Origin of the sequence: Pseudomonas brassicacearum (assembly GCF_000585995.1) — a bacterium.
Taxonomy (GTDB): Bacteria; Pseudomonadota; Gammaproteobacteria; order Pseudomonadales; family Pseudomonadaceae; genus Aquipseudomonas; species Aquipseudomonas brassicacearum_A.
The window spans coordinates 3,242,296-3,267,176 of the sequence record NZ_CP007410.1 but is presented as its reverse complement, the minus strand read 5'-3'; the positions used below and the strand labels follow the sequence as shown (position 1 = coordinate 3,267,176).

23 protein-coding genes are annotated in these 24,881 nt (G+C 58.0%); 4 read left to right on the top strand and 19 right to left on the bottom strand.

Features of this window, described 5'->3' with window-relative positions:
- The first annotated feature begins 1 nt into the window (after position 1).
- The 4 genes from CD58_RS14200 to CD58_RS14185 are packed head-to-tail and all read left to right on the top strand — an operon-like array spanning position 2 to position 5,818.
- On the top strand, positions 2 to 2,431 hold the full coding sequence (locus CD58_RS14200) for an ABC transporter permease (RefSeq protein WP_025213662.1): 2,430 nt from the start codon (positions 2 to 4) through the stop codon (positions 2,429 to 2,431).
- Positions 2,432 to 2,459: 28 nt separating this feature from the next.
- Positions 2,460 to 3,872, top strand: a complete 1,413-nt coding sequence (locus CD58_RS14195) for a sigma-54-dependent transcriptional regulator (RefSeq protein ID WP_025213661.1) — start codon at positions 2,460 to 2,462, stop codon at positions 3,870 to 3,872.
- Entirely contained in the window at positions 3,865 to 5,190 is a 1,326-nt protein-coding gene (locus CD58_RS14190; protein ID WP_025213660.1) for a sensor histidine kinase, read from the top strand. The genes CD58_RS14195 and CD58_RS14190 overlap by 8 nt, the downstream gene beginning before the upstream one ends.
- Positions 5,135 to 5,818, top strand: a complete 684-nt coding sequence (locus tag CD58_RS14185) for a 4'-phosphopantetheinyl transferase family protein (RefSeq protein WP_038436640.1) — start codon at positions 5,135 to 5,137, stop codon at positions 5,816 to 5,818. Before CD58_RS14190 ends, CD58_RS14185 begins: the two co-directional genes overlap by 56 nt.
- 55 nt (positions 5,819 to 5,873) lie before the next feature.
- Here CD58_RS14185 and CD58_RS14180 read toward each other — a convergent pair whose 3' ends face one another.
- From CD58_RS14180 to CD58_RS14090, 19 genes are all read right to left on the bottom strand, one after another.
- Positions 5,874 to 6,521, bottom strand: coding sequence for a GIN domain-containing protein (locus CD58_RS14180; protein WP_235195307.1), 648 nt, complete (start codon positions 6,519 to 6,521; stop codon positions 5,874 to 5,876).
- A gap of 23 nt (positions 6,522 to 6,544) precedes the next feature.
- Positions 6,545 to 7,615, bottom strand: a complete 1,071-nt coding sequence (locus tag CD58_RS14175) for a MupA/Atu3671 family FMN-dependent luciferase-like monooxygenase (protein WP_025213657.1) — start codon at positions 7,613 to 7,615, stop codon at positions 6,545 to 6,547.
- The gene (locus CD58_RS14170) at positions 7,599 to 8,912 is read right to left on the bottom strand and encodes a cytochrome P450 (protein WP_025213656.1); all 1,314 of its coding nucleotides are present in this window, start codon (positions 8,910 to 8,912) and stop codon (positions 7,599 to 7,601) included. The genes CD58_RS14175 and CD58_RS14170 overlap by 17 nt, the downstream gene beginning before the upstream one ends.
- On the bottom strand, positions 8,902 to 9,849 hold the full coding sequence (locus CD58_RS14165) for a 3-oxoacyl-[acyl-carrier-protein] synthase III C-terminal domain-containing protein (RefSeq protein WP_025213655.1): 948 nt from the start codon (positions 9,847 to 9,849) through the stop codon (positions 8,902 to 8,904). The genes CD58_RS14170 and CD58_RS14165 overlap by 11 nt, the downstream gene beginning before the upstream one ends.
- Entirely contained in the window at positions 9,846 to 10,643 is a 798-nt protein-coding gene (locus tag CD58_RS14160; RefSeq protein WP_235195306.1) for a hypothetical protein, read from the bottom strand. The genes CD58_RS14165 and CD58_RS14160 overlap by 4 nt, the downstream gene beginning before the upstream one ends.
- A gap of 53 nt (positions 10,644 to 10,696) precedes the next feature.
- On the bottom strand, positions 10,697 to 11,815 hold the full coding sequence (locus CD58_RS14155) for an acyl-CoA dehydrogenase family protein (protein ID WP_025213653.1): 1,119 nt from the start codon (positions 11,813 to 11,815) through the stop codon (positions 10,697 to 10,699).
- 28 nt (positions 11,816 to 11,843) lie between these two features.
- On the bottom strand, positions 11,844 to 12,878 hold the full coding sequence (locus CD58_RS14150; protein WP_235195305.1) for a 3-oxoacyl-[acyl-carrier-protein] synthase III C-terminal domain-containing protein: 1,035 nt from the start codon (positions 12,876 to 12,878) through the stop codon (positions 11,844 to 11,846).
- A complete protein-coding gene (locus CD58_RS14145) occupies positions 12,826 to 13,647 on the bottom strand; it encodes an alpha/beta fold hydrolase (RefSeq protein ID WP_025213651.1) in 822 nt (273 codons plus the stop codon). Before CD58_RS14145 ends, CD58_RS14150 begins: the two co-directional genes overlap by 53 nt.
- Positions 13,648 to 14,136: a hypothetical protein gene (locus tag CD58_RS14140; RefSeq protein ID WP_025213650.1), complete on the bottom strand. Its 489-nt coding sequence runs from the start codon at positions 14,134 to 14,136 to the stop codon at positions 13,648 to 13,650. It lies immediately after the preceding gene.
- Positions 14,133 to 15,260, bottom strand: coding sequence for an acyl-CoA dehydrogenase family protein (locus tag CD58_RS14135; RefSeq protein ID WP_025213649.1), 1,128 nt, complete (start codon positions 15,258 to 15,260; stop codon positions 14,133 to 14,135). The genes CD58_RS14140 and CD58_RS14135 overlap by 4 nt, the downstream gene beginning before the upstream one ends.
- Positions 15,257 to 15,661 (bottom strand): VOC family protein, encoded by a 405-nt coding sequence (locus tag CD58_RS14130; RefSeq protein ID WP_025213648.1) that lies wholly within the window; start codon positions 15,659 to 15,661, stop codon positions 15,257 to 15,259. The genes CD58_RS14135 and CD58_RS14130 overlap by 4 nt, the downstream gene beginning before the upstream one ends.
- Positions 15,662 to 15,783: 122 nt before the next feature.
- A complete protein-coding gene (locus tag CD58_RS14125; protein ID WP_025213647.1) occupies positions 15,784 to 17,301 on the bottom strand; it encodes an AMP-binding protein in 1,518 nt (505 codons plus the stop codon).
- Complete coding sequence (locus tag CD58_RS14120; protein WP_025213646.1) at positions 17,270 to 18,823, bottom strand: AMP-binding protein; 1,554 nt, start codon at positions 18,821 to 18,823, stop codon at positions 17,270 to 17,272. The genes CD58_RS14125 and CD58_RS14120 overlap by 32 nt, the downstream gene beginning before the upstream one ends.
- Entirely contained in the window at positions 18,824 to 19,078 is a 255-nt protein-coding gene (locus CD58_RS14115; protein ID WP_025213645.1) for a phosphopantetheine-binding protein, read from the bottom strand.
- The gene (locus CD58_RS14110) at positions 19,056 to 20,651 is read right to left on the bottom strand and encodes a class I adenylate-forming enzyme family protein (protein ID WP_235195304.1); all 1,596 of its coding nucleotides are present in this window, start codon (positions 20,649 to 20,651) and stop codon (positions 19,056 to 19,058) included. The genes CD58_RS14115 and CD58_RS14110 overlap by 23 nt, the downstream gene beginning before the upstream one ends.
- Positions 20,652 to 20,662: 11 nt before the next feature.
- A complete protein-coding gene (locus CD58_RS14105; RefSeq protein WP_025213643.1) occupies positions 20,663 to 21,640 on the bottom strand; it encodes a 3-oxoacyl-ACP synthase in 978 nt (325 codons plus the stop codon).
- A 2-nt stretch (positions 21,641 to 21,642) separates the two neighbouring features.
- Entirely contained in the window at positions 21,643 to 22,551 is a 909-nt protein-coding gene (locus CD58_RS14100) for a hypothetical protein (protein WP_025213642.1), read from the bottom strand.
- Between the two features lie 10 nt (positions 22,552 to 22,561).
- Positions 22,562 to 23,872 carry a type III PLP-dependent enzyme gene (locus CD58_RS14095; RefSeq protein WP_025213641.1) on the bottom strand — a complete coding sequence of 437 codons (1,311 nt, stop codon included), beginning with the start codon at positions 23,870 to 23,872 and terminating at the stop codon, positions 22,562 to 22,564.
- Positions 23,853 to 24,158 (bottom strand): hypothetical protein, encoded by a 306-nt coding sequence (locus CD58_RS14090; protein ID WP_025213640.1) that lies wholly within the window; start codon positions 24,156 to 24,158, stop codon positions 23,853 to 23,855. Before CD58_RS14090 ends, CD58_RS14095 begins: the two co-directional genes overlap by 20 nt.
- Positions 24,159 to 24,881: the final 723 nt, after the last annotated feature.

The following is a 24,881-nucleotide window of genomic DNA, read 5'->3' as shown; positions in this document are numbered from 1 at the left end:
AATGCTTTTCGATATTCGCTATGCCTTGCGCCTGCTCCTGAAAAGCCCCGGCTTCACGTTTGTGACCGTGCTGATCATGTCCTGCGGCCTGGCACTGACCCTATATATGTTTTCAGTGATCAATACCATCATGTTCACCGCGCTTCCTTATCCTGATGGGGAACGCATGGTGTTGATCAATCCGACCGTAAACGGGGTCAGCCTGAGTGATTCCGGGCTGAACTTCATGGACTACAGCGATCTCAAGGCGCGCTCCACCCAGTTCGAGGATATGGGCTATTTCTATGCCGAGCGCGCGGATATCAGTGATGGCAGCAAGGCTGTTTCATACATGGCCATCAGGAACACCGCAGAGCTGTTTTCCTATACCGCTGTTCAACCATTTCGAGGACGTTTGCTCAATCAAGAGGACGTTCAGGCCGGGGCTGAGCCTGTCGCGGTGATCAGCTATGCCATGTGGCAAAACTACTTCGCTTCCGATGAACAACTGATTGGCCGCGATATCAGGATCAATGGCATACATACCCGCATCGTCGGCATCATGCCGCAAAATTTTGCCTTTCCCTTCTTCCATGACCTGTGGTTGCCTTCCCAGCTTGTTCCTTTGCAGTACCTGGAGCGCAAAGGTGCGCCGGAAGTGTCGGTGTACGCACGTTTGAAGCCCGGTGTGAGCCTTGAGGAGGCCAACCGCGACCTCAACAGAGTGATGCAATCATTGGCGTCGGAGTACCCGGAAAGCAATAAAGGGCTTTCCGCCCAGGCACTGACGTTCCAGGAAAACTTCATGGGTGAAGAGACCACGCCAATCTTCATCGTGATGCTGTTCGCCGTTTGCTTTGTGCTGCTGCTGGCTTGCTGCAATGTTGGAAACTTATTGCTGGCCAGGACGACCGAGCGAGCCAAAGAGATCGCCATCCGGGTCGCGCTGGGGTCTCCCGCAGGGCGTCTGGTCCTGCAAATGATGCTGGAGAGCTTGTTTATCTGTTTGCTGTCCGGTGTCGTGGCAGTCCTGCTGGCTGCGTGGGGGCTGGAGGTCACCAATTCGATATTGCCGGGTTTCGTGCCGAATAAGATTCCTTTCTGGTGGCAGCTGTCACTCGATAATGTGTTGGTCCTCAACGCGCTTTTCCTGGTAATTATCACGGCTGTACTCACCAGTGCATTACCGGCCTGGAAAATTGTCCGTGGCAACTTCAATGAGGTATTGCGAGATGGCACCCGTGGTGCGCAGAGCCGTGGCGCAGGTCGGGTTTCCCGGATCCTGGTGATCGTCGAAGTAGGGCTCTCTTGCTCCATCCTCTGTATCAGTGCGCTGTTCGCACTCTTGGTCTACCAGGCGACCCGCGCTGATTACGGTGTCGACACCCATGACTACCTGACCGCGCAAATCCACCTCAACGCGAACAATTACCCTGATGATGAAAGCCGTATCCTGTTCTACCAGCGCTTGCAGGACGCTGTCGCGACGATCCCCGGTGTTGAAAGCGCGGCGTTGACCACCAGTGCCGTGGGACAGTTCACCGTACCGCGCCAGGTAGAAGTCGACGCATCGACCAACAACAGGAACGAGCGCTGGTCCTACCCGATGGTCAACGATGTGCAGGTGATGCCGGGGAGCTTGTCGGCGATGGGGATTACGCCCAAGGCGGGACGGGAGTTTGTCCACGGGGATACCCAGGACTCACAACAGGTGGTCGTCGTCAGCCAGTCCTTTGCCGAGCAGTTCTGGCCGGGCGAGCGTGATGTGATTGGCAAGCGCCTGCGTTTTCGCGATACCGATGACCAGCGCTGGTACACCGTAGTCGGTGTGGTGCCCAGCGTTATTCATGGTCGGCCTTTCAGCGCGTTCCGCCACCGCACCACGGTGTATCGCTCTCTGGAACAGCAGTCCGCCCCCTCATTGATGCTGGTGCTGCGTTCCCAGCACGCGGAAACGATCGGGCCCGGCCTGGTCACCGCGGTTCGTCAGGTGGACAGCGATCTTTCCGTCAATCAGATCCAGACGCTGGGTGAGCGCTTGGCCCGTAATACGGCCGGCTTGCATTTTATTGCCAATCTTTTCATGTTGTTTGGCCTGGTAGCGATGATACTGGCGGCAACGGGGATTTATGCGGTGATGTGCAACTTGATCAATCAACGTACCCAGGAAATCGGCTTGCGCATGGCCATGGGGGCCACTGAAAGTAATTTGTTACGTATGCTGATGATCCAGGGCGGCAAGCAGTTATTGACCGGCCTGATCATCGGCTTGCCTCTGGCATTTTTTGTCGCGCCCAAACTGACCCATGTCCTGGGTGACGGAAACACGCCTTTTGTGCTTCTGTTCTGGATGGTGGCGCTGATGATTACACTGGTGGTGGCCCTGGCGGTCTGGCTTCCGTCCCGACGTGCGACCAATATGTCGCCCGCCGACGCGATTCGCTATGAATGAATGACTGCCCCTAAGCAGGATGCTTGAGATGAACGATAAGAAACATATCCTTGTTATTGACGATGACACGGGAATCCTGACCAGTCTCGATATCTTATTGCGCATGCAAGGGTACGACGTGACTCTGGAAACCCAAGCCGATCGCCTGCTTGCGCATTTGTCCGCGAAGCCTGTCGATCTGGTGTTGATGGACATGAACTTTCAGAAAGACACCACGTCAGGCATGGAAGGCCTGCAGTTGCTCGCCGAGATGAAGAAGTTCGATGATTGCCTGCCGGCTGTTGCGATGACGGGGTGGGGAAGTGTCGACATCATCGTCAATGCCATGCGAGGGGGGGCAGCCGATTTCATTCAAAAGCCTTGGGATAACGAGCGCCTGCTGAGCATCGTTCAGCAACAGATTTCGATGAGCCAGGCGCGTCGTTCAGGTAATTGCCTGCGGGAAGAAAACAAGCTGCTCAAGCTGGCACTCGAAGATGACATGGACAGCCAATGGGTAGTCCGCTCGCCGGCGATGAAGCGCTTGATCAGCCTGGTGGAAAAGGTGGCGGGCACTGACACCAGCGTTCTGATCCTGGGAGAAAACGGCACCGGTAAAAGCCTGCTGGCGCGCTACATCCACCAGATTTCCTCGCGTGCCGAACACAGCATCGTCGAAGTGAACATGGGGTGTATCAACGAGCAGTTATTTGAAAGCGAGATGTTTGGCCACGTAAAAGGCGCCTTTACCGACGCGCGGGAGAACCGTATCGGTCGCTTCGAACTGGCAGACAAGGGAACGCTGTTCCTCGATGAAATCGGTAACTTGCCCCTGACACAGCAGGTGAAATTACTACGGGTGCTGGAAGAGCGGAAATTTGAGCGTGTCGGGTCTTCGCGCACCCAGACCACCCAATGCAGGATCATCGCCGCCACCAACTCTGACCTGGACAAGGCCGTGGCGGAGGGGCGGTTCCGTCAGGACCTGCTTTATCGCATGAACCTGATTCAAATCCAACTGCCGCCGCTTCGCGAACGGCTGGAAGATATCGAGCCGCTGACTGAACGCTTCCTGATACGTTTTGCGCGTAAATACAACAAGCCCCGGCCAGCATTGTTACCGCGGGCGCGCCAGGCGCTGTTGGATTATTCATGGCCCGGGAATATCCGGGAGCTGAGTCATTTGTTGGAACGCGCTGTGTTGCTGTGTCGCGCCAATGTGATTGACGTCGAAGACCTCTGTCTGCCGTCTTCGGTGTCATCGCGCAGCGAAGTGCGTCCGGCCAATGAATCGTCGCTGGGGTTGACGGACGCGTGCACCCTGGCCGAAGCCGAAGAAACCTTACTGCTACAGCGCCTGCGTCAGTATGACGGCAATGCGGTCAAGGCCGCGGAATCACTGGGGCTCAGTCGCAGCGCTTTTTATCGCCGGCTCGAAAAACTAAAAATCTGTCATGCGTAAGTTTTTTCAGTCATTTGAAGTACGCCACCTGTTGCTGTGCAGCCTGGCACCGATCGGCGCCATCGTTGCCTACCTGCTGCTTTGGTTTTTTCCGGACCAGTCCGTTTACCTCAAGTTTTTCACCCTGTTCGTGCTGTGTGTGACGACGGTGTATTTCTGTTATCACTTTTTTCAGCAGTTGATCTACAAAATCAACGTCATCTCCAATTTGCTGGAGGCGGTGGAGCAGGAAGATTTCAGCCTGCGTGGGGTGACCAACGGGGCGGGGGCTTTCGAGGGTGTCATTGAGCAGATCAATGACATTTCCTGCCAGTTGTCGCGCCACCGCCAACAGCAGCGGGAGATGGATTTCCTGCTGCAGAAGGTGATCTCCAACATCACGGTTGCCATCTATGCCCTCGACGGCAGTCATCGGCTGATCTGGTGCAATGATGCGGCCTCGCGGATGCTCGGCACCTCATTGGATAAGTTGATTGGCGATACGGCCAGCGCCTGGCAACTGGACTATCTTTTGCAAAATGCCAATACGGAGCAGCCCGTCGTGTCCGATCATGAGGGGCGGCCGGGCCGGTACAAAGTGACCAGTGACACCTACATGGTGGACGGTGTGCGGAACGTGTTGTTGTTTGTCAGTGATGTCGACGACATGTTGCGTCAGGAGGAGCAGAAAGCCTGGCAGGATCTGCTCCGCGTGATAAGCCACGAAATCAACAACTCCCTCAGCCCGATCGCCTCCATCAGTCAAATGCTGCAACAGCACTATCGGCACCATTCAGGCAACCTGCCTCCGGGGTTTACCGAGGGCATCGATCTGATTAACCGGCGGGCCCGCGAACTGATCGCCTTCATCAGCAGCTACCGGCAGTTGAGCAAGCTGGCGCCGGCGCTGAAGGAACGGGTGGATTTGACGGCCCTGGTGGAGGAGCTGCCGCTGTTGTTTTCCCACCGTGTGATTACCCTGAGCGGACCGCGTCCGTTGATGGCTCACGTCGACCGGGTACAGATTCACCAGTTATTGATCAACCTGATCAAGAACGCCGATGAGTCTATGGGCAGTAGTACCGACAGTATCGATATCGAGTGGGCCGAGGAGAAAGGGCGCTTACTGATCACTGTCCTCGATCGCGGCGTGGGGCTGACGAATCCGAAGAATCTGTTCGTGCCTTTCTACACCACCAAACCCAATGGCACCGGCATCGGCCTGATCCTGTGCCGGCAAATTGCCGAAAGCCATGGTGGTTACTTGTCCCTGGAAAATCGCCATGAGCAGACCGGTTGCAAAGTCACCATCAATTTACCGCTGCAATCTCCTGCCTGAGTTGATCGACGGCCAGGGTGTCTGCCTGCTGCGCAACTTCAACGATGCGCTGCCGCTCATGACGGTTCGCCAACAGGCGCAACGCTGGATGCATCAGGTGCTCGCGGCGTACCTGGCGATCCCGGTCGATCAAGTGCGCATCGCCAGGACGGCCACCGGCAAACCGTGGCTGCCAGAACACACCTGGCTGCGCTTCAACCTGAGCCACAGCGCTCATTCGGCCGCCATCGCCTTGTGCCGGGAGCATGAGGTCGGGGTTGATCTGGAACGCGTCAGCGGAAAGGTCTCGGTAAAAAAGGCGATCGCCCAGCGCTTTTTTCACCCGGATGAGCAGCGCTGGCTGGCGCTTGACGAAGCCAATTACCTCACTCGTTTTACGCAGCTCTGGAGTATCAAGGAGGCCTGGCTGAAAGCCCGGGGTACGGGGCTGACGCAACCGCTCGGGAGTTTTTCTGTCATCCCGCAGGCGGGTACGAGCGGGACGGCACGGGTTATAGTGGAACTACCAGCCAGTAGCGGGCAGATTCATTATTGCCAGGTGCAAGGGGATGGGCGGTTTTGTCTGGCGTATGGGGCGATCGTCGGCCCGCAGCAACCGTCGGTTCAATGGCAGCTACATTGCTCCTAATAGCAAGCTCAGTTCCCTCGGACGGAGAACTGAGCTTGGCCGGTTTCCTGACCGATCACGAACAACCTGAGGTTGAAACTTCGCTGGCGAAGCTGCCCGTGGCACCGGTATCGACCTGAGCCGATGGGCTGACCGATATCCGTGCGCCGGCAGACAGGCTGCCATTGATCTTCGGAATGTCGCACAGGGACGATTCCGCTCCCATGCTCATGCGCACATTGGCCACATCCGCGGTAAAGGGTTGCGGCTTTTTGTTGAAGGTGCCGCCCATTGCCAGGTCAAGCACCAGCTCACCGGTCTTGCCCTCGATCTGGATGTCTGCGCCCATGCTGCCGACGATCGCCAGTCTGGATCGATCGACGGCACACGCAGGCGCCAGGATCTTTATCCCGGCCTTGCCTGTCAGTCCGGTCAGCGGCGCGCTGGTATACAGCGTGATATCCAGCGTATGGGAGACCAAGCGATCATTTTCCGCGGCGTCATTCACGAGCAATAACGCCTTATCGTTGGTCGTCACCTGGAGCTTGCCCAACGTATCGGCAGAGCCTGAGACCACCATGGACGAGGTGGCCGCGCATTTGATCGTCAAGTTGATGCCCTGGCGGACTTCAACGCTGTTGAAGGCGTCCAGCGGAACGGTTTTTTCGGCGGCCGATGCCGCGTAGCTGGTCGCGCCGGCCAGCAGCGCCAGCACCATCTTCATCGTGTTCATACAATCTCCTTATTTCACAGTAATGTCGCGAGTGTACGCAGCGTTGTTTCCACGCTGTCCTGAGACATGCCAAAGTCCACTAACCCTGCCACTTCATCGATGCCCTCACGCTTGAGCTGCCTCAATTGCTCCAGGCACTCTGCGGCAGAGCCAAACAAACCGTAGTGGCTGAGGTACTTTTCCACGCCCAGCTTGAGTGCGTAGGCCCGCCTCTTATCAACGGCCTCCTGAGTCAGCGTAGAGGGTTCATGGAGGTTTTCAGACAACTGCATGAACGCTTGCAGGTAGCCGGTGAGGGCCGGCCGTAAACGTGGCTGCAGCGCTTGCCGGTCCTCTCCAGCCTGGGTATGCATCATCAGCGTGATTTTGCCGGCCGCAGGGTCCAACCCGGCAGCCTGGCGTGCAAGGCGATAGCTGACGCAGTTTTCCTGCAATTGTTCACGGGTTTGCGCGATCAAATGGGTCAACACGTTCAGGCCGCGTTTTCCAGCCTCGCTGAATAACAAGGGATTGCTCCCCGTCGTGATCCAAACGCCAATTGTGTCTTGATAGGCGGGTGGCCAGGTTTTTAATGTCACCGGCTCCGGATTTCCTGGCAGGGAGAGATCGTGGCGTGTCACGGATTCACCGCGCCACAACGACTGGACCTGCTCCAAGGACGAAAACAGCAGCTCATGACGTTGGCGGTAATTCTGCGCGTTGAGCACAAAATCGTTACGTTGCCAGCCCGCAGAGAACGCGACGCCGACCCGGCCACGAGAAAGATTATCCACCAGCGCCCATTCTTCAGCGACGCGCAGCGGATCGTGCAAGGGGAGTACCACGCTGCCTGCTCGGATCGCTATGCGCCGGGTGCTGGCGGCCAGTGCGGCGCTGATGACGGAAGGATTGGGAAACATCCCACCGAACGTGTGGAAATGACGCTCCGGCGTCCAGATCGCGTGAAAGTTGAGTTCATCCGCCAGCCTGGCGGTACTCAGTAACTGTTCATACTTTTCGGCAAAGCTGTCTCGGGCCACGTCCGAAAAACAAAACACACTGAGTTGCGGGATGGCATCTCCCGCCACGTTAGGCGATGCATTCATGCTGGCTGACCCTGTCAACGGATTCGATGGTGAAGCAAATGGGCCCTCTTGGCATTACATTCAGCCCATACAGCGGCGTGAGTGCCGCGGGAGTGGTCGACGGCGCCAGGGAGAAACGACAATGGCTGCACAGTGCTTCGACGGCCGTCGTGAGTTGGTCGAGCGCGAGTGCCATGCCCACGCAGTTGCGCTTACCCATGCTGAAGGGCACAAAGTGCTCTCGTGGAATTTTCCGGCCTTCAAGAAAGCGCTCGGGCCTGAAGCTCAGGGGTTCGGGCCAATAGACAGCATTGCGATGCACCAACCAGGGGGAAAACAGCACTTTGGTGCCGGCCGGAATTCCCACACCGTCGATCTCCAGTGGGTCCAGGGTGCCGCGCTCGAAGAAGGCCGTCACCGGCGTGATACGCAGCGACTCCTTAACGATGGCGATGGCCATGTCGCGCTTGCCCTGGCAGGATTCTTCCCGGACCTGATCCTGATAATGGGGATGCTGTGACAGGTGAGCCAGGCACCACAACAGCGCGATACCGGTGTTATCCACGCTGGCGACCAGGTTACCCAGCAACAGGCTGATCGCCCGTTCGCGTTCCTGAGGGTGGGCGCTGACATCCAGCGCCTGGCAAAAGCGCACCAACATGTCGACATCCCTATCCCCCGCATCCACGCCCGTCACCAACGGTCCGATCATCGACTCAAGCGTCTCACGGAACGCGATGAGGGCGGGGTGCTGGCTTAACACGGCGTAATCTTCGTTCGGCTCAGCGACAATCAGTTGCAGGTAGATCCGGCGGAAGTGATTGATCAGCTCATCAAGCTGTTGATAGCCAAGCCTGGAGCCGACGAAGCCTTGTGCGACGCACATCAGCGCCCATTGCAGGCAGATTTCCTGCATTGAGTTTTTTTCCGGGTCGTGGAGCGTGTCGACCAGCCACTGGGCGGAGAGTCGAGTGCCCTGTTTCAGCAGTGCTGATTTTGGATTGACCAGCGGTGTCGTCAGCTTTCTAGCCAGGTGCCACTCTTCACCTTCACGCGCGGTGATCAGCGATTGGCCCAGCAGTAAGCGCCTGACTGAAGCGCCATTGTCGAGTTCCTTGTGAAAGCTGCTTTCATTCTCGAGAAAGAACCGCAGATGTCGAGCGCCGGCCAGCAGCAATACGGCATGCTCTTCCTCACCTATCCAGACTTTATCCCCGTGCTGGCGACAGGCACTTTCAGCAATTTTCAGGAAGCCCAGCTGCGCATACTTGGCGGCGGACGGTTTGACGGTCGCAATAGCGCTGGGGTTATTGGGCATGGGCTGCCTCCGCCAAGGTGTCTGAAGTGATGGCGGCGCAGCCTACCCAGCCGCCCAGGCCCACCGACAGCAGCAGGGCAGGGCGTCCGGTCTCTTGAGGAGAATAGCGATCGAGCAGGAGCAGGGGATCCGCACTAAAGCAATGCCCGCACTGGCTCAGCAGGTCCGTGGCGACCTGTTGCTGGCGGTTGTCTGGAAGGCGCAGCCAGGTCTGCCAACTGAGGCGATTGATATTGTGCGGTAGCAGCCAGGCATGCTTGCGCAGGTCCTCGGGGTAGTGTCCCAGCGCATGCGCAACCAGGTGGTTGTGGGACTGGTAGAAGCGCTTGGTGTCCTCACGGCTGCCATCCAGCCCTTGCCAGAACCCGGGATGATAGAAGCATTGGATGCCCGTCACCCTGCGTTGACCGCCACCGGGCTTGAGCAGCGCGGCCACGAAGGCGTCGCCGATTAATGTGCAGCCTGGGATGTAGCGCTCGGCCAGATCGAAGTCGGCCAGTGTGTCGCCCACCAGCAGCGCTGCGCAGCGGTGCTTGCCGCTCGCCAGCAATCGTTCGGCCAGGCGTAATCCCCAGAAGACAGTGGCGCAGTTCTGTTGATTGAGGGTCAGCAGGGACGCGTCCGCCGTGACAAAGCGTGACTGTTGACGCAGGGCCGACAGGTTGACGCTTTGGCGCGAGGATCGAGCGGGCAGGCCCTGGACCAGTATGAGCGCGTCAATTTTCTCGCCGTCATCCAGGCTTTCACCCAATTGTTGCAGGGCGGCCTGAAAACAGCCTTCGGCGCTTTCTTCATTTGCCAGGGTTGATGCCTCCCGCATACCGAACAGCTGGGTAAATGTACGGGCCTCCGACGGACTTCCGCCACGGTGAGCGACGATTTGGTCGATGTGCACCCTGGTGGGTGGAATATAAGTAGCCAGCGAAGCGATGTTCATCGTGGACCTTCCTCGGCGGCGAACCCGCACAGGCTGATTCCGTTGTCGTTTTCGCTGATCAGCAGATAGTCGCATTGCGGCTGCCAGAGGGTGCGCAAGGCAACGAAAGGCGCTGCGCACAGCAAATGGGGGTTGGTGGCGAACGATTGGGTGCCGATAGGCGCGACCTCCAATAACCGGGTCGGGCCAATCAGGACCAGGCGCTCCTTGACCAGCCCCAGTTGCTCGACCGTGTGCAGGAGCGACTCACTGAACCATTGATCGACGGGTGTCCGCCTGAACCCGCGGTAGCGCAACCCGCGCTGCTGCTTGTTCAGCAGGCACACGCAGGCGTTATTTTCCGGTTGCAGAGCCGCCATCAACGGCGAGAAATACATCAGGTTCTTCTGCTCGGCGATCAGTAAGAGACCATCCTCGTCCTTACCGGCCAGGCAGTCATTGAGGCCGTCCAACGCGAACAGGCTAGCGTCCGGTCCGCGGTCGCTGATGGCCAATGCCAGGCAGGCGGAAAGGCCCAATTGATGGATGGCCGCATTCACCACCGAACTGCCCATATGCAGGTCTGGCGTCCAATGCGCCATCAGCACGGTTTTCACTCGCCCAGGTTCGATGACAGCGGCCAGCCTGGGCAATAGCGCGGTGATCATGTCGCTGAAAGAGGCGCGCTCCGGGCTGGTGACCCAGGCCTGCACTTGGTCGTGCTGCGGGCTGAGTGTCTCTCCATTGGCCTGGAAGAGGTGCTGCGCATAAGAACGCCAGTGCGGAATATCCGCGTCCCACTCGGGTTGGGGCATTTCAGTATGATCAAACGATTGGAACACGATATCCGTAGGATCGAGGCAGAGTGTCACAGGCTTATCCCTTGGGCTGCAGGCGCGCGGAAGCTATTGAGCAGATGGACATTGCTGGTGCCTTCCATGTATTCGAACGAAAAACTGTCGCGATAGCGCTTGTGCAGTAGGCGATCGTCCAGCCAGTCGTCGCGGTCCAGCAGATGGGGCAGCTGGCACGCGGTTTCCTCGACCAGGCGGGTGGCATTGCGTTTGAGCTGGCTGGTGAGGGCATACTGGTGCCGGCCGTTGCTGTAGCCCTCCGCCACGGTCAGCATCTGTTGATAGATCGCGTGATACTTTCGCCATTGCCGACCGACCCAGCGTCGCGCCGCGGTCGGCAAGAGGCGGACGTCGAGGGCGGTGAGCAGGCCGAATGCCGTGCCCAATGCCATGGCCGCCACCATGGGACGATGACGTTCGAATACCTGACTCAGGGCGTTGAGCCCCTGGAGCAGTTCGCGACGCTCGTGCCCCAGGATGTCTTCTTCCTTTACGCAGTGATCCTTGAACGTCAGGCGCGACAACCCGGCACCGGCCAGGCCGACCGTGTCCAATGACTCACGCTGCAACGTCGGCTCGGTGTCATCCGGGAAGACCATCACCAATCGCCGGCTGTGTTGATAACACGCAAACACAAGGCCGGCGCTCGCCAGCAGGGCACCCCCGATCAGCATCTTGGTGCCATTGAGCCGCCAGCCCTGTTCACCGTGGGTGAGTTCAGTGGAGATAGCGCCGGCATCGGAACCGATCTGGGGCTCCGTGACGGCAAAGAATGTCCAGGCAGGGCGCTTGGCAAAGCAGGCAAAAAAACGCGCCTGTTGCTCCTCGTTACCCAGGGTCAGGACGGCGCGAGTGCTGAGGGACGCGCCGGGCAGGAGCATCATGGCGCTGGCGTCCGTTCGGCTCAGGTACTCGATGATTTGCAGGTGCCGGGCATAGCTGACATTGGAAAATCCCGGCGTTTCCCACGGATTGAACCGTGAGGGGATGCCGATACAGGCCAGGCTGTGGAGCTGCGGGTGATCCAGATAGGCAATCGCCTGGACGAGGTTGTATTCCGCGAGCTGTCCGGCAGCAAGAAGTCGCTCTGACAGTGCATAAAGTTGTGGATAGCAGCGGGTGATATCGCTCATGGGTGGTTGAGTTCACGTAGAGAAAGAACTAAGCACTCACTTTATTCGGCCTCGAATCCGGGTATTGCTTGAGGTTGCAAAAGACCGGGATTTCATTGCCTGCGGGCAATTCAAGCAACAGTGAAGAAAAGGTCGCACCCATGCCGACGCTGACCAGCATAACCTTATCGCCGGGAGAAAACTGTCGATCCCGGATAAGCGCGGCCAGGTTGAGGTAGGGGTCGGCACCGAAACAGTGGCCGTAACGGGGCACGTTCTGTAGAAAAATCCTGCTACGGGGGATCTCGAGTTCATCGGCGATTTTTTGCCAGGAGGACAGGTTGACGTTATGCGGGGCTATCCACCCCAGGGCGTCCGGGGCGCAATCGAAATATTGCATGGCGCAGCGCATGGCATTGCAGACAAACCCGAAATAGGCCTCGGCGAATGCCGGGTTGGTTTTCGGCTCATTTCCCTTTTGTTCACTGAATTCACCGGCTTGCACGCTGTACCGGGCCGAGACCTGGGCGTGCGCTCCCGACCGGCTGAGCAGCACGGCACAGGCGGCTTCCCCCATGATGGTGGTGTCATCGAGCAGCTCTACCTTTGGATGAAAGGCCTTTTCACCGACCAGCAGCAGGGCATATTCCCCTTCCCTGAGGCGGCTGCATGCATACTCAACGGCAGCCAACGAGGTTGCACAGTGGCCCATCGTCAGGCTGCAGTATTCGGTGTCGTCGGCAAATCCGCAGGCGTCGAGCAGTGTCCTGCCCGTCTCGTGAAAAGGGCGCAGGGTCGGTACGGTGTGCGCATGTACCACATGCCGGATGCGCGTGACGATATCAGGATGAGCCGCGACGAATTGCTCCAGGAGCGCGCGTATCAGGTCATCTACCGTGCCAGGTTGACGCGGGAAGTTTTCCAGGCCGTAGAACCTCGAAAACATCCTGACGTCCAGCGCACTCAGCCCAAGGGAGAGGGCGGCCTCGGCCAGTGACTTGCGCTGCTCGGGGATGTGCAGGGTGATGGATTCAATATGCCCCAACATGATGATTCCTTTTTTCATGGTCAGCGTTTTGAGCACAGAGAAACCTGTCTAGCGCCTGTTGGGTATGGGGGTGCGAAAGAATGCCCAGGTGACCTGTGCCTTCGATCATATGCAACTGGCTGTCCGGCCATTGCGCCTGGATTTGCCTGGCGTCGGCAGGGTCGACTCGCTGGTCCTGTGAACCATGCAGGATGAGCGCACGCGCCCCGCGCAACGCGTAGGGCTGCGCGGTTTGCAAGGCGGCCGGCAGGGGATAGCGGCTTTGGTAATAGGTCCTGAGCGACGGCAAGTGCTGTGCCGGTACCCGCAGCTGCGCGAGGGAGTGCTGCAACAGGCTGGACAGTGAGGCTGGGGCGCAAAGCAATGCAACCCGGTCCAGGGAAAAACCCAACCAGTGGGCCATCGCCGTGATAATCCCGCCGGCCGAATGGGCCACCACGCTATCGAACGGGCCGTAGGTGGCCTGCATCGCCAACAATAACGGGCTTTGCCCGGGCAAATCGCATCCGGCAGGGAAGTGAGGATCATGGCCAAGCAGGAAGGGCGTGTAGACCCTGTATCCGCGGGCGTGCAATAACGTTTGCGCCTCGTACAGCATCATGGGATGACCACCCCAGCCGTGCAGCAACAGCGCGCTTCTGGCGTGTGGATCCCGCTGCTCCTTGACCAGCACTCGGCTGCGATAGGGGCCGCAGGTCATCACCTCGGTTTTCAGGGTTGCCAGTTGGTGCGACTCGGTCGTACGCATCGGCATCACGCAAGGCTGTGCCAGGCGCTCGATCAGGGACGCAAGCTGGGTATCCATTCACACCCCCAAGGGTTGTGCGGAAAAAATCAGGTAGTGCAGCGTCAGCTGTTGGGGTGCGGGGTCACCATTGAGGCGCTGCAGTGGGTCATACAGGTAAAGCAGGCGTTGCCCGGGTTGCAGCAGCTGGTTTGCCAGCGAACCTGCGTACTCCGGATCGAATTGCCCACTGCAGATGCCCCAGGTCTCGATGAACACCGGGCATTGCGATAACAGGCTTTGCAGCAGGGGAGTGGCGCCGCGTGCCGGAGGGTGAAGGCTGTCGTAGACCAACTGTGTGGGATGAGGCTCGCTGCCGACGCTGCGACACAGTTCCACAGCAGCCCTGGCGTGCAGGCGCTCGCCACAATCATCTTGTGGCCAGTGCTGATACCAGTGGGTTTGGGTCAATGGTGGCTGCGTGGCAATAAAATGTCGGCTGTCAGGAACAATGGCTTCACAGGTACTGACGATACTTAGTTGACCCTGTGTCAGAAGGGCAATGGTCATCGGCACTCCTGGCTGGCTGGTCGGGGTGAAAAACTCTGGCCCAATCGATGGATCTGTCGCGTTCCCTCGGTGTATTCAAAGGCCTTTACATCACGAAATGCCTGCCATAGGCCGGTCGGTAAAGGCCCTTGGTCTGCTGGGAAGGCATGGATCAGCTGACTGACAATCTCCTCGGCAATCATCACGCTGGTGGTCTTCACCATGCCGGGGCTTTTGGCCGGGGCCTGTTGCTTACCCGCCTGCTGACAGAGCGTCAACGCCTCGTGGTAAGCGGTCTGCCAGCGCCGCTTCAGTCGCGACAATTGTTGCCGTTGTGCCAGGTCAGGCGTGACACAAGCTTGCCACTCGTGCAATGCGCGTCGCGCCACGCCCAGTGCCAGGGCGCCCACGCAGGGGCGCAGAGCATCGAATGTGGCCATCGCCGACCGCGCAAAACGCTGGGTCGGTTTTAAATGCAGTCCGAGTACATCCGCGGTTGGGATAAACATGTCGTTGAACTGCATATGCGCCAGGTTTGTGCCTTCAAGCCCGGTCAATGCCAGGCGTTGACGGGTGATGGCCGGGTTTTGCGGCGAAAATAGAAAAGCGTTGATCCCCAATTGACCCGGTGCGGTACGCGCAAACAGCACACCGGTTTCGGCGACCATTCCGTTTCCGATAAACATCTTTTGCCCAGAAATGAGGTACCCACCATCAACCCGCGTCGCCGTGGTTTGCATGGCACCGGCATCGCTTCCCCGGGCCGGTTCAGTCATTGCGAAGCACGACCAGCGCAATGTCTCTAGAAACTCGCCGAAGAAGGCATCCTGCTGCTGTTCGTTACCCAGCCCGGCGACGACATAGGCCGACATGCTCGGGCCCGGCGCACTGAACATCAGCGCCGGGGAAACGAAGCCCACCTGTTCATAAAGCTCATAGCGCGCGGCCAGGCTGGTCACCTGGTGACTGGCTGTGTCCAGGTACCGTGGTGGCACGCCAAGATGATTCATGGCCGGGGCGAACGACCACTGGCCCAAGACCTGTCGTGTATCGCCGAAGTTGCGCAGTTGGTCGGCAATCTGCTGGGCGTCGGAGCCCAGCGGGCAAGATCGTCCGGCGAAAGCATCATCGTAGAGTTGACTCATAGCGGGCCTGACATGATTTCGATAACCCCGGCGTCAGGGTGATAGAGGTGGCTGGAACGGTGATTGACATCGAAAGCATTGAAGGGCCGCGTCAATACGATCCAACCCGTGGCCTTCATCGCTTTGAGTTGCTCGTCAAAGTCACCGACTTCGAAGCAGATATGGTAGGGCAGCGACGACTTGCCGGATTTAGCCAACAACTCGCGCAAGGGGAGATTGTTTTCCAGCGGTTCTACCAACTCTATCTGGCTGTTCCCTTCAGCCGTCGCCAGCAGCGTGATGAACACTTTTTGTGCGGCCACGTATTCTTTGTATCGGACGATAACGGGGAAAAACGGTTTAACTGCGACAGCGGTTGCATCGCTGTCGCAAACCACATAACCAACATGACTGAAACGCATCGCGCCGCCTTTTTCTCGAGGAACACGTTTTACGCTGGCACCCGTCTGGCGCCGGTGCACAAAGTAACGGGCATTGTCACTGTCATGACGAACCGTTTTTTATATGTGCTTGCAGATGGCCATCAAGTCGCGGCTGACAGCGCTTTGTGTTGTTGCACCAGTTGCTGGCGGTCGATCTTTCCATGCAGCGTCACGGGGAAGGTCTGACAGAAGCACATGGATTTCGGGATCATGTAGGCGGGTAATTGTTCTGCCAGGAAGCGGCGCAGCGCTTCGCGGTGGGTCGCATTATCCTCGCGCAATTGAACGAAAAGTTGCAGATCGATGACCTTGCCGTCGTCCTTTATCGGCACCGCGCAACACTGGATGACCTCCACATAGCGACACACGCTGCTTTCAATTTCAGCCAGTTCGACCCGATTACCGTGCAACTTCAGTTGGTTGTCATCCCGGCCGTGGATGAACAGGGATTGATTTTCGTCCATGAACCCACGGTCGCCAGTGGCGTAGTAACGTCCGAACTCGTCTTGACCGAAGGCGTCGTTACGCGGGTCGTCTTCAGGCTGATAACCCAATGCGACTTGCGGGCCGTACAAGCGCACCTCGCCCATCTCGCCAGGTGGCACGCTCTCGCCATCGGCATCGACAACCCTGATCCGGGTCAACCCGCAAACCGGACCAAGGGACAGCAGGCCCGCGCTGTGTTCGGGCGGCTGGCCGAGCGCGAAGGTATGGGTCATGCCGGTGGTTTCGGTCGGGCCATAACCATGCATCACCTCCAGGCCCGGAAAGCGAGCCTGCAACTGGTGCACCAAGCCCAACGCGGCGCGCTCGCCAGCCATGAAGAATCGCTTCAGGTCTGGAAACTGCTCCCGACTGAACAACGGATCCTTCAACATCAAATCGATAAAGCTCGGTGTGGAGAACCAACTAGTGACCGGGCACTGCGGGTGACGCGACATCAGGCGGATATTTTGTCGGGGCAGCATATTGTGCCGATGATCCAGCATCAGCAAGGCTCGACCTTGGCTAAGCACCGGGAAGAGATCCAGCAGGCCCATGTCGAAAGAAAAGCAGGCATGGCTCACATGGCATCCGTGAGAGATACCGTCGGCAATCAGCGGGCTGTACCAGCTCGAGAAAGCGGCGAAGTTCTCATAGCTGACGATAACGCCCTTCGGCTCACCGGTACTGCCCGACGTCGGGAGGATATAGAACGCAGGCTGAGTCAATTGCGGTTCGAGTGGCAACGAGGCCGGGTCGCCATTTTCCAGGGTCGGCAGGACCCATTGCGGCCAGTGGTCCAGCCCCTCCAGCGGGTGTGTCGTGGCCGTGAGGATCAGTTCGGCGCGGATCAGACTGGCAATCTTTTCAACTCGCGCAACAGGGTTGGATTGATCGACAAAAGTAAAGCAGCATCCCTGGCTGATGCAGGCCAGCATCGCGGCCACGGCATCCAGTTGCTTATGGCCGTGAACCAGTACGTTACGGCCCGCCCATGGTGCTAGCAATCGGGTAATCGCGGCGGTGCGCAGGCCCAGTTCGGCAAAGCTGTAGATACCTTCCTGGTTGATCAACGCGACCGCGCTGTCCTGATATTTCAACCGCTCAAACAGTGGTTTGATTTGCGATGAAAACATACTTCTCTCCTTTATCCATAGCCAGTTGCCGGGCGACTGAACGATCCAGTTTGCCGTTATGATTCAGTACGGTGCGGGGGGTGCTGTACCAATAACGCGGGATAGCCCACGGGGGGAAATGGGCCTGCATGGCGTTGCCAAGCTGCGACAACTCGCAACCTGCATTGAGGATCACACAGGCCTGGATCGCCTCGGCATTGCCCTTGCGCCAATAGGGTTCGACCACCACGTCAACAACCAGGTTACGGTCACGCAGGAAGTGTTCGATTTCATGCAGGTCAATGCGGTGTCCCTGGATTTTGACCTCGCCATCTTCGCGCCCCAGGAAGTAGTACCAGGTGCCATCGAACAGACCAATATCACCCGTCGCGTAGGAGGCTTGTCCATCCTGCCGGCTGAAACTGGCCTGACGCGCAGGTACCGCATTGAGATAGCCCGGGCCGACGCACTCACCACTGATCAGCAGTTGCCCACGGCCGGAGGCGTCCACGGGGTCGGCCAGGCGCAATGCCGCTCCCGGCCTGGCGTTGCCAATTGGCAAGGGCAGGGGCGAAGTCAGCATGTCCGGGGTGATCACCACCTGTGAAACCGCCACGGTACATTCGGTAGGGCCGTATGTATTGATCACTTGGCAGCCTGGAAAACGCGCCCATAGCTGGGTGACGATCGCCTTGGGCAGCGTTTCACCGCAAAAGATGAAACGCTGCAAGTGCGTCAGCGCCTGGGCATTGAAGGTCGGGTCCAGCAGGTAGAGTCGGACCATCGACGGTGTGGAGACCCAGCAGGTCAGTGCCATTTGCGCGTGTTGGGCGATCACCTTGCGGGTGTTGATCAAATCGCGATGATCGAGCACCGACAGGGGTTGCAGAAACTGCCAGGCGAGCCAGATCTCAAACAGCGAAACGTCGAAGCAGTACCGCACATTTCCGGTGATAGCCCCGTCCAGCGCAAAGTCGCTGCGTATCCAGGCCAGAAAATCGACCAGGTTGGACAGGCTGATTTGAATGCCCTTGGGCTCACCGGTGGTGCCCGAGGAAAACATGATGTACGCCAGCGGGATTGTGCTCGCGTTGTCGAACCGCCTCCGGGTCGCCTCTAGTAAAGATTGCAGTGCGCCGTCTTCATGGCGCTGCCAGGGCAGGGCGGCGAGGGTAACGGTCTTGGCATTTGCGACGAACAGGGGGAGCGCGTCGGTGTTCAGGACCAGGCGTGCACCGACCGTCTGGACAAGGCGCTCCAGACGCTCGGGAGCGTTATCGGACTCGACCGGCACGATCGGACAACCACACAAAATGCAGGCCCACCAGGCCGCCAGGAAGTCGAAGGACTTGTGGCCGTAAACCAGCACCGGCGCCAGGGGACCTTCGCTGACAGGCTGCTGACGGACTATCTCAACGGCGATCGCCTGCGCACGCTGGCTGAGCGCCCCATAGCTGTACGTCCGTGAGTGGTGGCACCAGGCGGTCTGCGCCTGACCCTCAAAGCGCATGAACACCGTGATGAGCTCAGACCAGGCGTCCATTCAAGCCGCCCGGTTGGCGAGCTGAAGCTCAATGAAGTTCGACAAACTGCCTACGGTTTCGAAGTGCTGGAACTCCAGCGTGGCAGGGTCGAGTACCAGGTCCTCGATGCGCTCCTCAAGGTACATGATCAGTTCGATATACAGGCCGCTTTCAAAACCCAGGTCACGCTCAAGATGGGTTCGGGCGTTCAGTTCCGAGAGATTCGAAGTCTCCAGAACCAGTCCAATGGCTTCAATGATGGTGGACGTATACATGATGACTCCCTGTGTGTTGTGTGCACCCGACGTTGAGATTTTTATCCTGGCGCGGCAGGAGAATGGCTAATTGGCCGCGGTCAACTTTCCCATTGTTGTTTTTGGGTAACGCATCACTGAAATAGTAGCGGTGTGGCCGTTTATAGGCTTCAAGATGGGCCTGGCAAAAGGCTTTGAGCCGTGCAATGTCCAAGGGCTCGACGCATTCGATACAGGCTACGATCTCATCGCCATGAATAGGGTGGGGGACGCCAATGACGGCGACCTGCAACACGCCCGGGATTCGTTTGAGTACTCCCTCGACTTCCCTGGGGGCGACTTTTTCGCCATGGGTCTTGAGCATGTCATCCTTGCGCGACAGGAAATAAAGCAAGCCCTGCTCATCCAGCCGGCACATGTCGCCGGTGTACAGAACCGACTCGCCAGGCAGTGGGCCCGGCCGCAACTTTTTCGCGGTCTGCTCAGGGTTGCGCCAATAGCCGCGCATCACCGTAGCGCCGCGGATCACCAATTCACCGATGGCGTTGCTGCGGTGTGCCACGCCGTCGTCGTCCACGACCCAGAGTTCGGTGTTCGGGATGGCGTAGCCCACGCTGTCTTTGTGTTTGGCCAGCAGCGCAGGGGGCAGCCAGGTACAGCGGTGGCATTCGGTCAGCCCGTACATCGAGAAAATCTCGGCCTGAGGAAAGAGTGAAAGCAGCAGGTCGATGTCGCTGGGGTGCAGGGCCGCCGCGGTGTTGGTGATTTTGCGCAGGGAAGAGAAGTCATAGCGCTTGGCCAATGGGGCGATGAGCGCCAGCAGCGTGGGGACGATCGGCAGTACGGTGGCTTTGTGCTTGACCAGCTGTTTAAGGGCAAAAAGCGGGCGGCTGAAATCCTTCTCGATAATCAGCGTTGCACCAACCTTGGCGGTCATGATCGCTTGATACAGCCCGTAGTCGAAGCTCATGGGAATCGTGCAGAAGATCCGGTCGCTTTGCGCCAATTGCAAATAGGTGGCGACAGAGTCCGCCGCGCTGAGCATATTGCGCTGGGTCAACATGACCCCTTTGGGGTCGCCTGTGGAGCCCGAGGTGTAGATCAGGCAGGCCAGGTCGATATCCAACGCGCCTTGCACAGGCAGCGGCGTTGCCAGGTCCTGTGTCGCTATCTGTTGCAGAGAGAGGAGTGACGAACCGCTCTCTTGCGCATCGGATGCTTTATCGAACAACACCTGCAGATCGGGGTTGCCTGGTGCCGCTAGCAACGCAGCGGCCTGCCCGGTTTGGGCGATCAATACATGCGACGCGGCATTGTCGAGCAGCCAGCCGACCCGCGCCAACGGTGTCTCCGGATTTACCGGAACGAACACGGCCTGCAAATATTGCACTGCCCAGAAGCAGACGACGAAGTCCACCCCGTTTGGCAGCCATACCAATACCCTGTCGCCGCGCTCAACCTGTAGCTGGCGCAAATAGGCAGCGGTGTTGATCACGCGTTGGTGGAGTGCGCCCCAAGTCACCGCCTGTTCACCCTCGATCAGCGCCGTTTTTTCAGGAAACTGGTGCGCAGCCAGCGCCAGCCACTGGGTCAAATGGTTCGTGCTCATGTCTCATCCTCGTTATTCAGTTCAAGAACGATGGCTGCAAAAGTGCCGGCGACGCCGGACGCCAGGGCCAGAATGGGAGCAACGGCGATGGCGTCATCGCGGCGCGTCAGGAGACTTTTCAAATTGACGAACGCATCACTGCAAAAGCAATGTCCCAGTTGGTAGAGATGACGACGGAAAATGATGTCTCGGGCAAAGCCGGCGCCGTCGGCAATCCTGTCGAAGGTCGGTGGGCTGATGTGGTACGGGATCAGCGTACGCAGCTCTTCAGGACGCCGTCCTGCGTGCTGCAGCGCGGTGTGTACGGTTTCGAGCATGGTGGGGATGAAGGCGTGATCATAGGCATTTTCACGTTCGCGATCCGTCGCACGCATGCGCGTGCCATAGGCGGCCAGTTGCTGGACGTGCACAGCACTCAGACGCAAGGCGCCGGGCGAGGGGGTCGCGCTGAGCAGGGTCGCGCAAAATGCTTCGCCGAAATAGCCATTTTGATTGGCGTACTGCACCGTGTCGTGGAAGCATTTCTCCCCAGTGATTAATAACCCACGAACGTTATCCTGTCGGTCGTGTGCGGCAGCGAGTTTGGCGTCGAGAAATTTCAACCCAACCAGCGCCGATGCGCACGACGCTTGGGTGATGGAGAAAAACTCAATCTGCGGGCGCCCCAGAAACGTACGCACATCGCTGGCCAGGCTGGGGACCAGGTCAAAAGGGCTGGGGCCATTCAGAGAATGCGCCCAGGCTACATAGCCAATTTGCTCGAACAGTGCCGGAGGACATTCGGCCCGGAACCGTTGCAACAGCTGCATGATCAGCTCAGGCAACGTCTCGCGGTCAAACAGGCTGGCCGACTCCATCCGATGAAAACGACCAAAGATTTTGCTGTTGCGCTCCCCCCAGGCATATTTCTCCGCCAGGGCGGGCAGGGGAGTGAGATTCTCAGCGACCAGGCTGGTTATCGTATGGATATACATGCTCAGACCTCCGCCACGAAGCCTGCGCAGACGAGATGTTTGCCCTCCGGCAACAGCCATAAAATGCGCTGGCTGCTCGTCGCAAGCTCTTTTGAGCGGACCCAGGGGGCCGAAGAGAGCAGCGTCTCGTCCCAGCTCTCGATGCGGTGAGTTGCCAACTGCCCATGCTGGCGCAACTGCCCGGCAAAACATGGCGTGGTCAGGATCAGCAGGGGAAGGAGATTTTCCCCGGACGTGAACATGTCCAATGTGACGAGCAGGGTATCAAGTGCCGGGGGCGTGCCTGGAACAGCGACTTTTCGATAATGCTTGAACACGATGCTGGCGGGCTGGCCGCCAACACGTTCGCCTGGCAGGCTGCGCAACATCACGACGCAGGCACTGGGCACGGGATTTAACCGGGCGAGGGCGGGGCTGTCATACAGGATGGCATCCTGGTCAGCGATCAGCAGCAGAGCCTTTTTCCCCTGGCCGCCATGGTTCATATCGCCGAGGTAATCCTCGATGACTTGCAGTGCCAGGAACGTACTGCTCAGGCCATGATCGCTGATGGCCATACCAAAGGCGTCGTGGGCGCCCGTCTCATAAATAATGGCGTTGGTCACCGAGCAGCCGACCTCTACGTCCGGCGTCCAGTGGGCCAGCACCACCAGATCCAGGTCATTGAGCACGGCTTGGTTGGCCAACTCCCCGACCAGTTGCTTGAGCATTGTCCTGAACGTCACGTCTTGCGCGGCGTACCAACGCAGGGCATGAGCGTCCTGGGCCTGGCCCGAGTGGCCATGCGAGCAAAAAAAAGCGTTGACGAAGTCTTTCACTACTTTCAATTGCCCATCGTCTACGGCAGGCGAATCGTTTTCTCTTGCAAACGGGCGCCACAGGATGTGGGAAGTCGCGAACTCCAAAGACATGGCGATTCCTTCAACCGTGGGCCAGGGATAAACATTGGTACACCTGGGGAGCCAGCAGGGTGTCTACGCTGTCCGCCGTGCGGATCAGAAAAGCTTGGTCATTTTCGACAAGTACTTCTGCCGGATGCCCGAAACTTAAAAAGCTCACCGGTGATGCGCTGGCACCATAGGCGCCGGAATGCCCGATGCCGATCAGATCCCCCGAACGAAGCTCGGCCAGCATGACGTTTTCGCCCAATAAATCAGTGGGCGTGCACAGGGGACCGGTCACTTGATAGCGGTGCTGATCATCGTTGCGCCGGGGCGGGCCAAGACGCGCCATCGGAAAATTGCGGCGGATCAAGGAATTGATGCCAGCCGCACTGCCGTGGCAGTTGGCACCGCCGTCACATACGGCAAACCACTCATCACGGGATGGCTTGAGGTAGTTGACCCGAGTGACAAAGATGCCTGCGCGCGCAACCAAGAAGCGGCCAAGCTCGATAACGATCTTGCAGCGCGGAAAACGCTGACAGTAGTCGTTCACCACAGGGAGGAGGGCCTCGCCCAGGGCGGCCAGGTCGAGTGCCTTTTCTTTGTCGAAATAACGCACGCCAAAGCCACCACCGACATCCACGAAGTCGAGGTCTATTTCATAATCCTGCTGAAGCGTGGCAGCCAGTGCCAGGATGTTTTGCGTGTTGTTGGCAAGGGCCTGCCAATCAAGAATACGGGTACCAAGATAAATATGAATCCCCGCCAGGCGCAGTTGCACAAGCTGCCCGAGAACAGCAAATGCCTGCGGTAGAAGTTGTTCATCGATGCCAAATTGCCGGGGCTTGCCGCTCATTACCAACTTGGCTTTTTCGCCGGTGAAGTCGGGATTGATACGCAGCGCGATGTTCTGGACCACACCCAGGCCAGCGGCAATATCATTGAGCAAATGCATTTCTTCGATGGATTCCACCACCACGGCTTTAATGCCGGCAAGGCAGCATTGCGTTAGTTCATTGATGTGTTTGCCCGGCCCGACGAAAATAATATCGCCGGGGGCTACACCTTGGCGCAATGCAATCTCCAGTTCCACCAGGGAACACACTTCGCAGCCCGTTCCGGCCTGATGCAATAGAGCAATCAGCGTTTTATTCGGGTTGGCCTTGAGGGAATAGAAATAATCGATGCCTTGGGGAAGGGTGCGTTTAAGCTCGGCAAAGTCTGCTTTTATCTGCGTGGCGCTGTACGCATAGAAAGGCGTGGGCACCTTATCCGCCAGAAGATGATAGGACACGCCTTCGATCTTGTCGGTGTGGATGTATTGACTATCAGGAGCTAAAGCTGACATGGCCGAATTTTCCATTCAATAGCGACTCGATTCGGTTGATATCTTTAAAATTATCAAACAGATCATCATCGAGAATATCGAAGAAACTCTCAGCATTGCCTTCGCAGTTGTCGACCCATTCACCGATGACTGAAATAAGACCAACTAGATGTATCGAATCCAATAATCCCTGCGGACCGTAGATTTCAGCACCGTGATTGATGGCTTGGAGCTTGTCCTGAGCGACTCCGATGTTTTGCAGCGAAGAAAGTATGAATGCCCGTGTCGTTTCTGATGGAACGCTCATGAAATGATCAACCCTTTAAACGTCGTAAGCGTGATCATATCTTTGGCGGGCAGTGGGATTTGCTTGAGATTGCGGTGGGCATCAGCGCTGGACTCATGGGGGATCTTTGGCTATCCCATGTTGATGCTTGATGAACCCTACGACCATGTTACCAAGCCGGCAAAGCATGAGCGGCGAGAGGTATGGGTACACACTAATGGTTTCGTGTGGGCTAGTTGGTCCCGCAAGAAAGAAGTCTGGCAATCAGTATCCGAATCGTCCGCCATAAACATCTCGTTTAACATAATATACATTACACGCAACAACATATTACGGTTTCTGCCTGGTCACCCACCAGATTTTGAGCCAGGAACTGGCGCATGCGGCTCCTGCGTTCAATATCCTCCAGTGCTTTGGCACCGAGTCAGTTTCACTCAAGGTCGTACGTTGATCAGGTTTTCGGTTTCCATCGGCACGATGTGTCCCGCTCAACAGTTCGCTTACCGTCGTGGCTCATCTCTTGGAGTACCTCCATGCCGGATACAGCCAATCTCTATCTATTCGTGGTTGCCGTCGTTTTGCCGGACAGCTAAGGGCAAAACTGTTCAGCGGCAGGATTTCAAGGCGTCTAGGGACGTATGGTTTCGCCGGGGTCATGGCTGCGTTGGCGGCACGCTTGTTGTTTCTTGAGCGTCCGCTTTGACCACAAGTCCCCCGTGCGATGGATCTGCAATAACGCCACTC

Coding starts and splice junctions, on each gene's coding strand:
- CD58_RS14200 (WP_025213662.1), top strand. CDS start 2: ATGCTTTTCGATATTCGCTATGCCTTGCGCCTGCTCCTGAAAAGCCCC.
- CD58_RS14195 (WP_025213661.1), top strand. CDS start 2,460: ATGAACGATAAGAAACATATCCTTGTTATTGACGATGACACGGGAATC.
- CD58_RS14190 (WP_025213660.1), top strand. CDS start 3,865: ATGCGTAAGTTTTTTCAGTCATTTGAAGTACGCCACCTGTTGCTGTGC.
- CD58_RS14185 (WP_038436640.1), top strand. CDS start 5,135: ATGAGCAGACCGGTTGCAAAGTCACCATCAATTTACCGCTGCAATCTC.
- CD58_RS14180 (WP_235195307.1), bottom strand. CDS start 6,521: ATGAAGATGGTGCTGGCGCTGCTGGCCGGCGCGACCAGCTACGCGGCA.
- CD58_RS14175 (WP_025213657.1), bottom strand. CDS start 7,615: ATGAATGCATCGCCTAACGTGGCGGGAGATGCCATCCCGCAACTCAGT.
- CD58_RS14170 (WP_025213656.1), bottom strand. CDS start 8,912: ATGCCCAATAACCCCAGCGCTATTGCGACCGTCAAACCGTCCGCCGCC.
- CD58_RS14165 (WP_025213655.1), bottom strand. CDS start 9,849: ATGAACATCGCTTCGCTGGCTACTTATATTCCACCCACCAGGGTGCAC.
- CD58_RS14160 (WP_235195306.1), bottom strand. CDS start 10,643: ATGCCCCAACCCGAGTGGGACGCGGATATTCCGCACTGGCGTTCTTAT.
- CD58_RS14155 (WP_025213653.1), bottom strand. CDS start 11,815: ATGAGCGATATCACCCGCTGCTATCCACAACTTTATGCACTGTCAGAG.
- CD58_RS14145 (WP_025213651.1), bottom strand. CDS start 13,647: ATGGATACCCAGCTTGCGTCCCTGATCGAGCGCCTGGCACAGCCTTGC.
- CD58_RS14140 (WP_025213650.1), bottom strand. CDS start 14,136: ATGACCATTGCCCTTCTGACACAGGGTCAACTAAGTATCGTCAGTACC.
- CD58_RS14135 (WP_025213649.1), bottom strand. CDS start 15,260: ATGAGTCAACTCTACGATGATGCTTTCGCCGGACGATCTTGCCCGCTG.
- CD58_RS14130 (WP_025213648.1), bottom strand. CDS start 15,661: ATGCGTTTCAGTCATGTTGGTTATGTGGTTTGCGACAGCGATGCAACC.
- CD58_RS14125 (WP_025213647.1), bottom strand. CDS start 17,301: ATGTTTTCATCGCAAATCAAACCACTGTTTGAGCGGTTGAAATATCAG.
- CD58_RS14120 (WP_025213646.1), bottom strand. CDS start 18,823: ATGGACGCCTGGTCTGAGCTCATCACGGTGTTCATGCGCTTTGAGGGT.
- CD58_RS14115 (WP_025213645.1), bottom strand. CDS start 19,078: ATGTATACGTCCACCATCATTGAAGCCATTGGACTGGTTCTGGAGACT.
- CD58_RS14105 (WP_025213643.1), bottom strand. CDS start 21,640: ATGTATATCCATACGATAACCAGCCTGGTCGCTGAGAATCTCACTCCC.
- CD58_RS14100 (WP_025213642.1), bottom strand. CDS start 22,551: ATGTCTTTGGAGTTCGCGACTTCCCACATCCTGTGGCGCCCGTTTGCA.
- CD58_RS14095 (WP_025213641.1), bottom strand. CDS start 23,872: ATGTCAGCTTTAGCTCCTGATAGTCAATACATCCACACCGACAAGATC.
- CD58_RS14090 (WP_025213640.1), bottom strand. CDS start 24,158: ATGAGCGTTCCATCAGAAACGACACGGGCATTCATACTTTCTTCGCTG.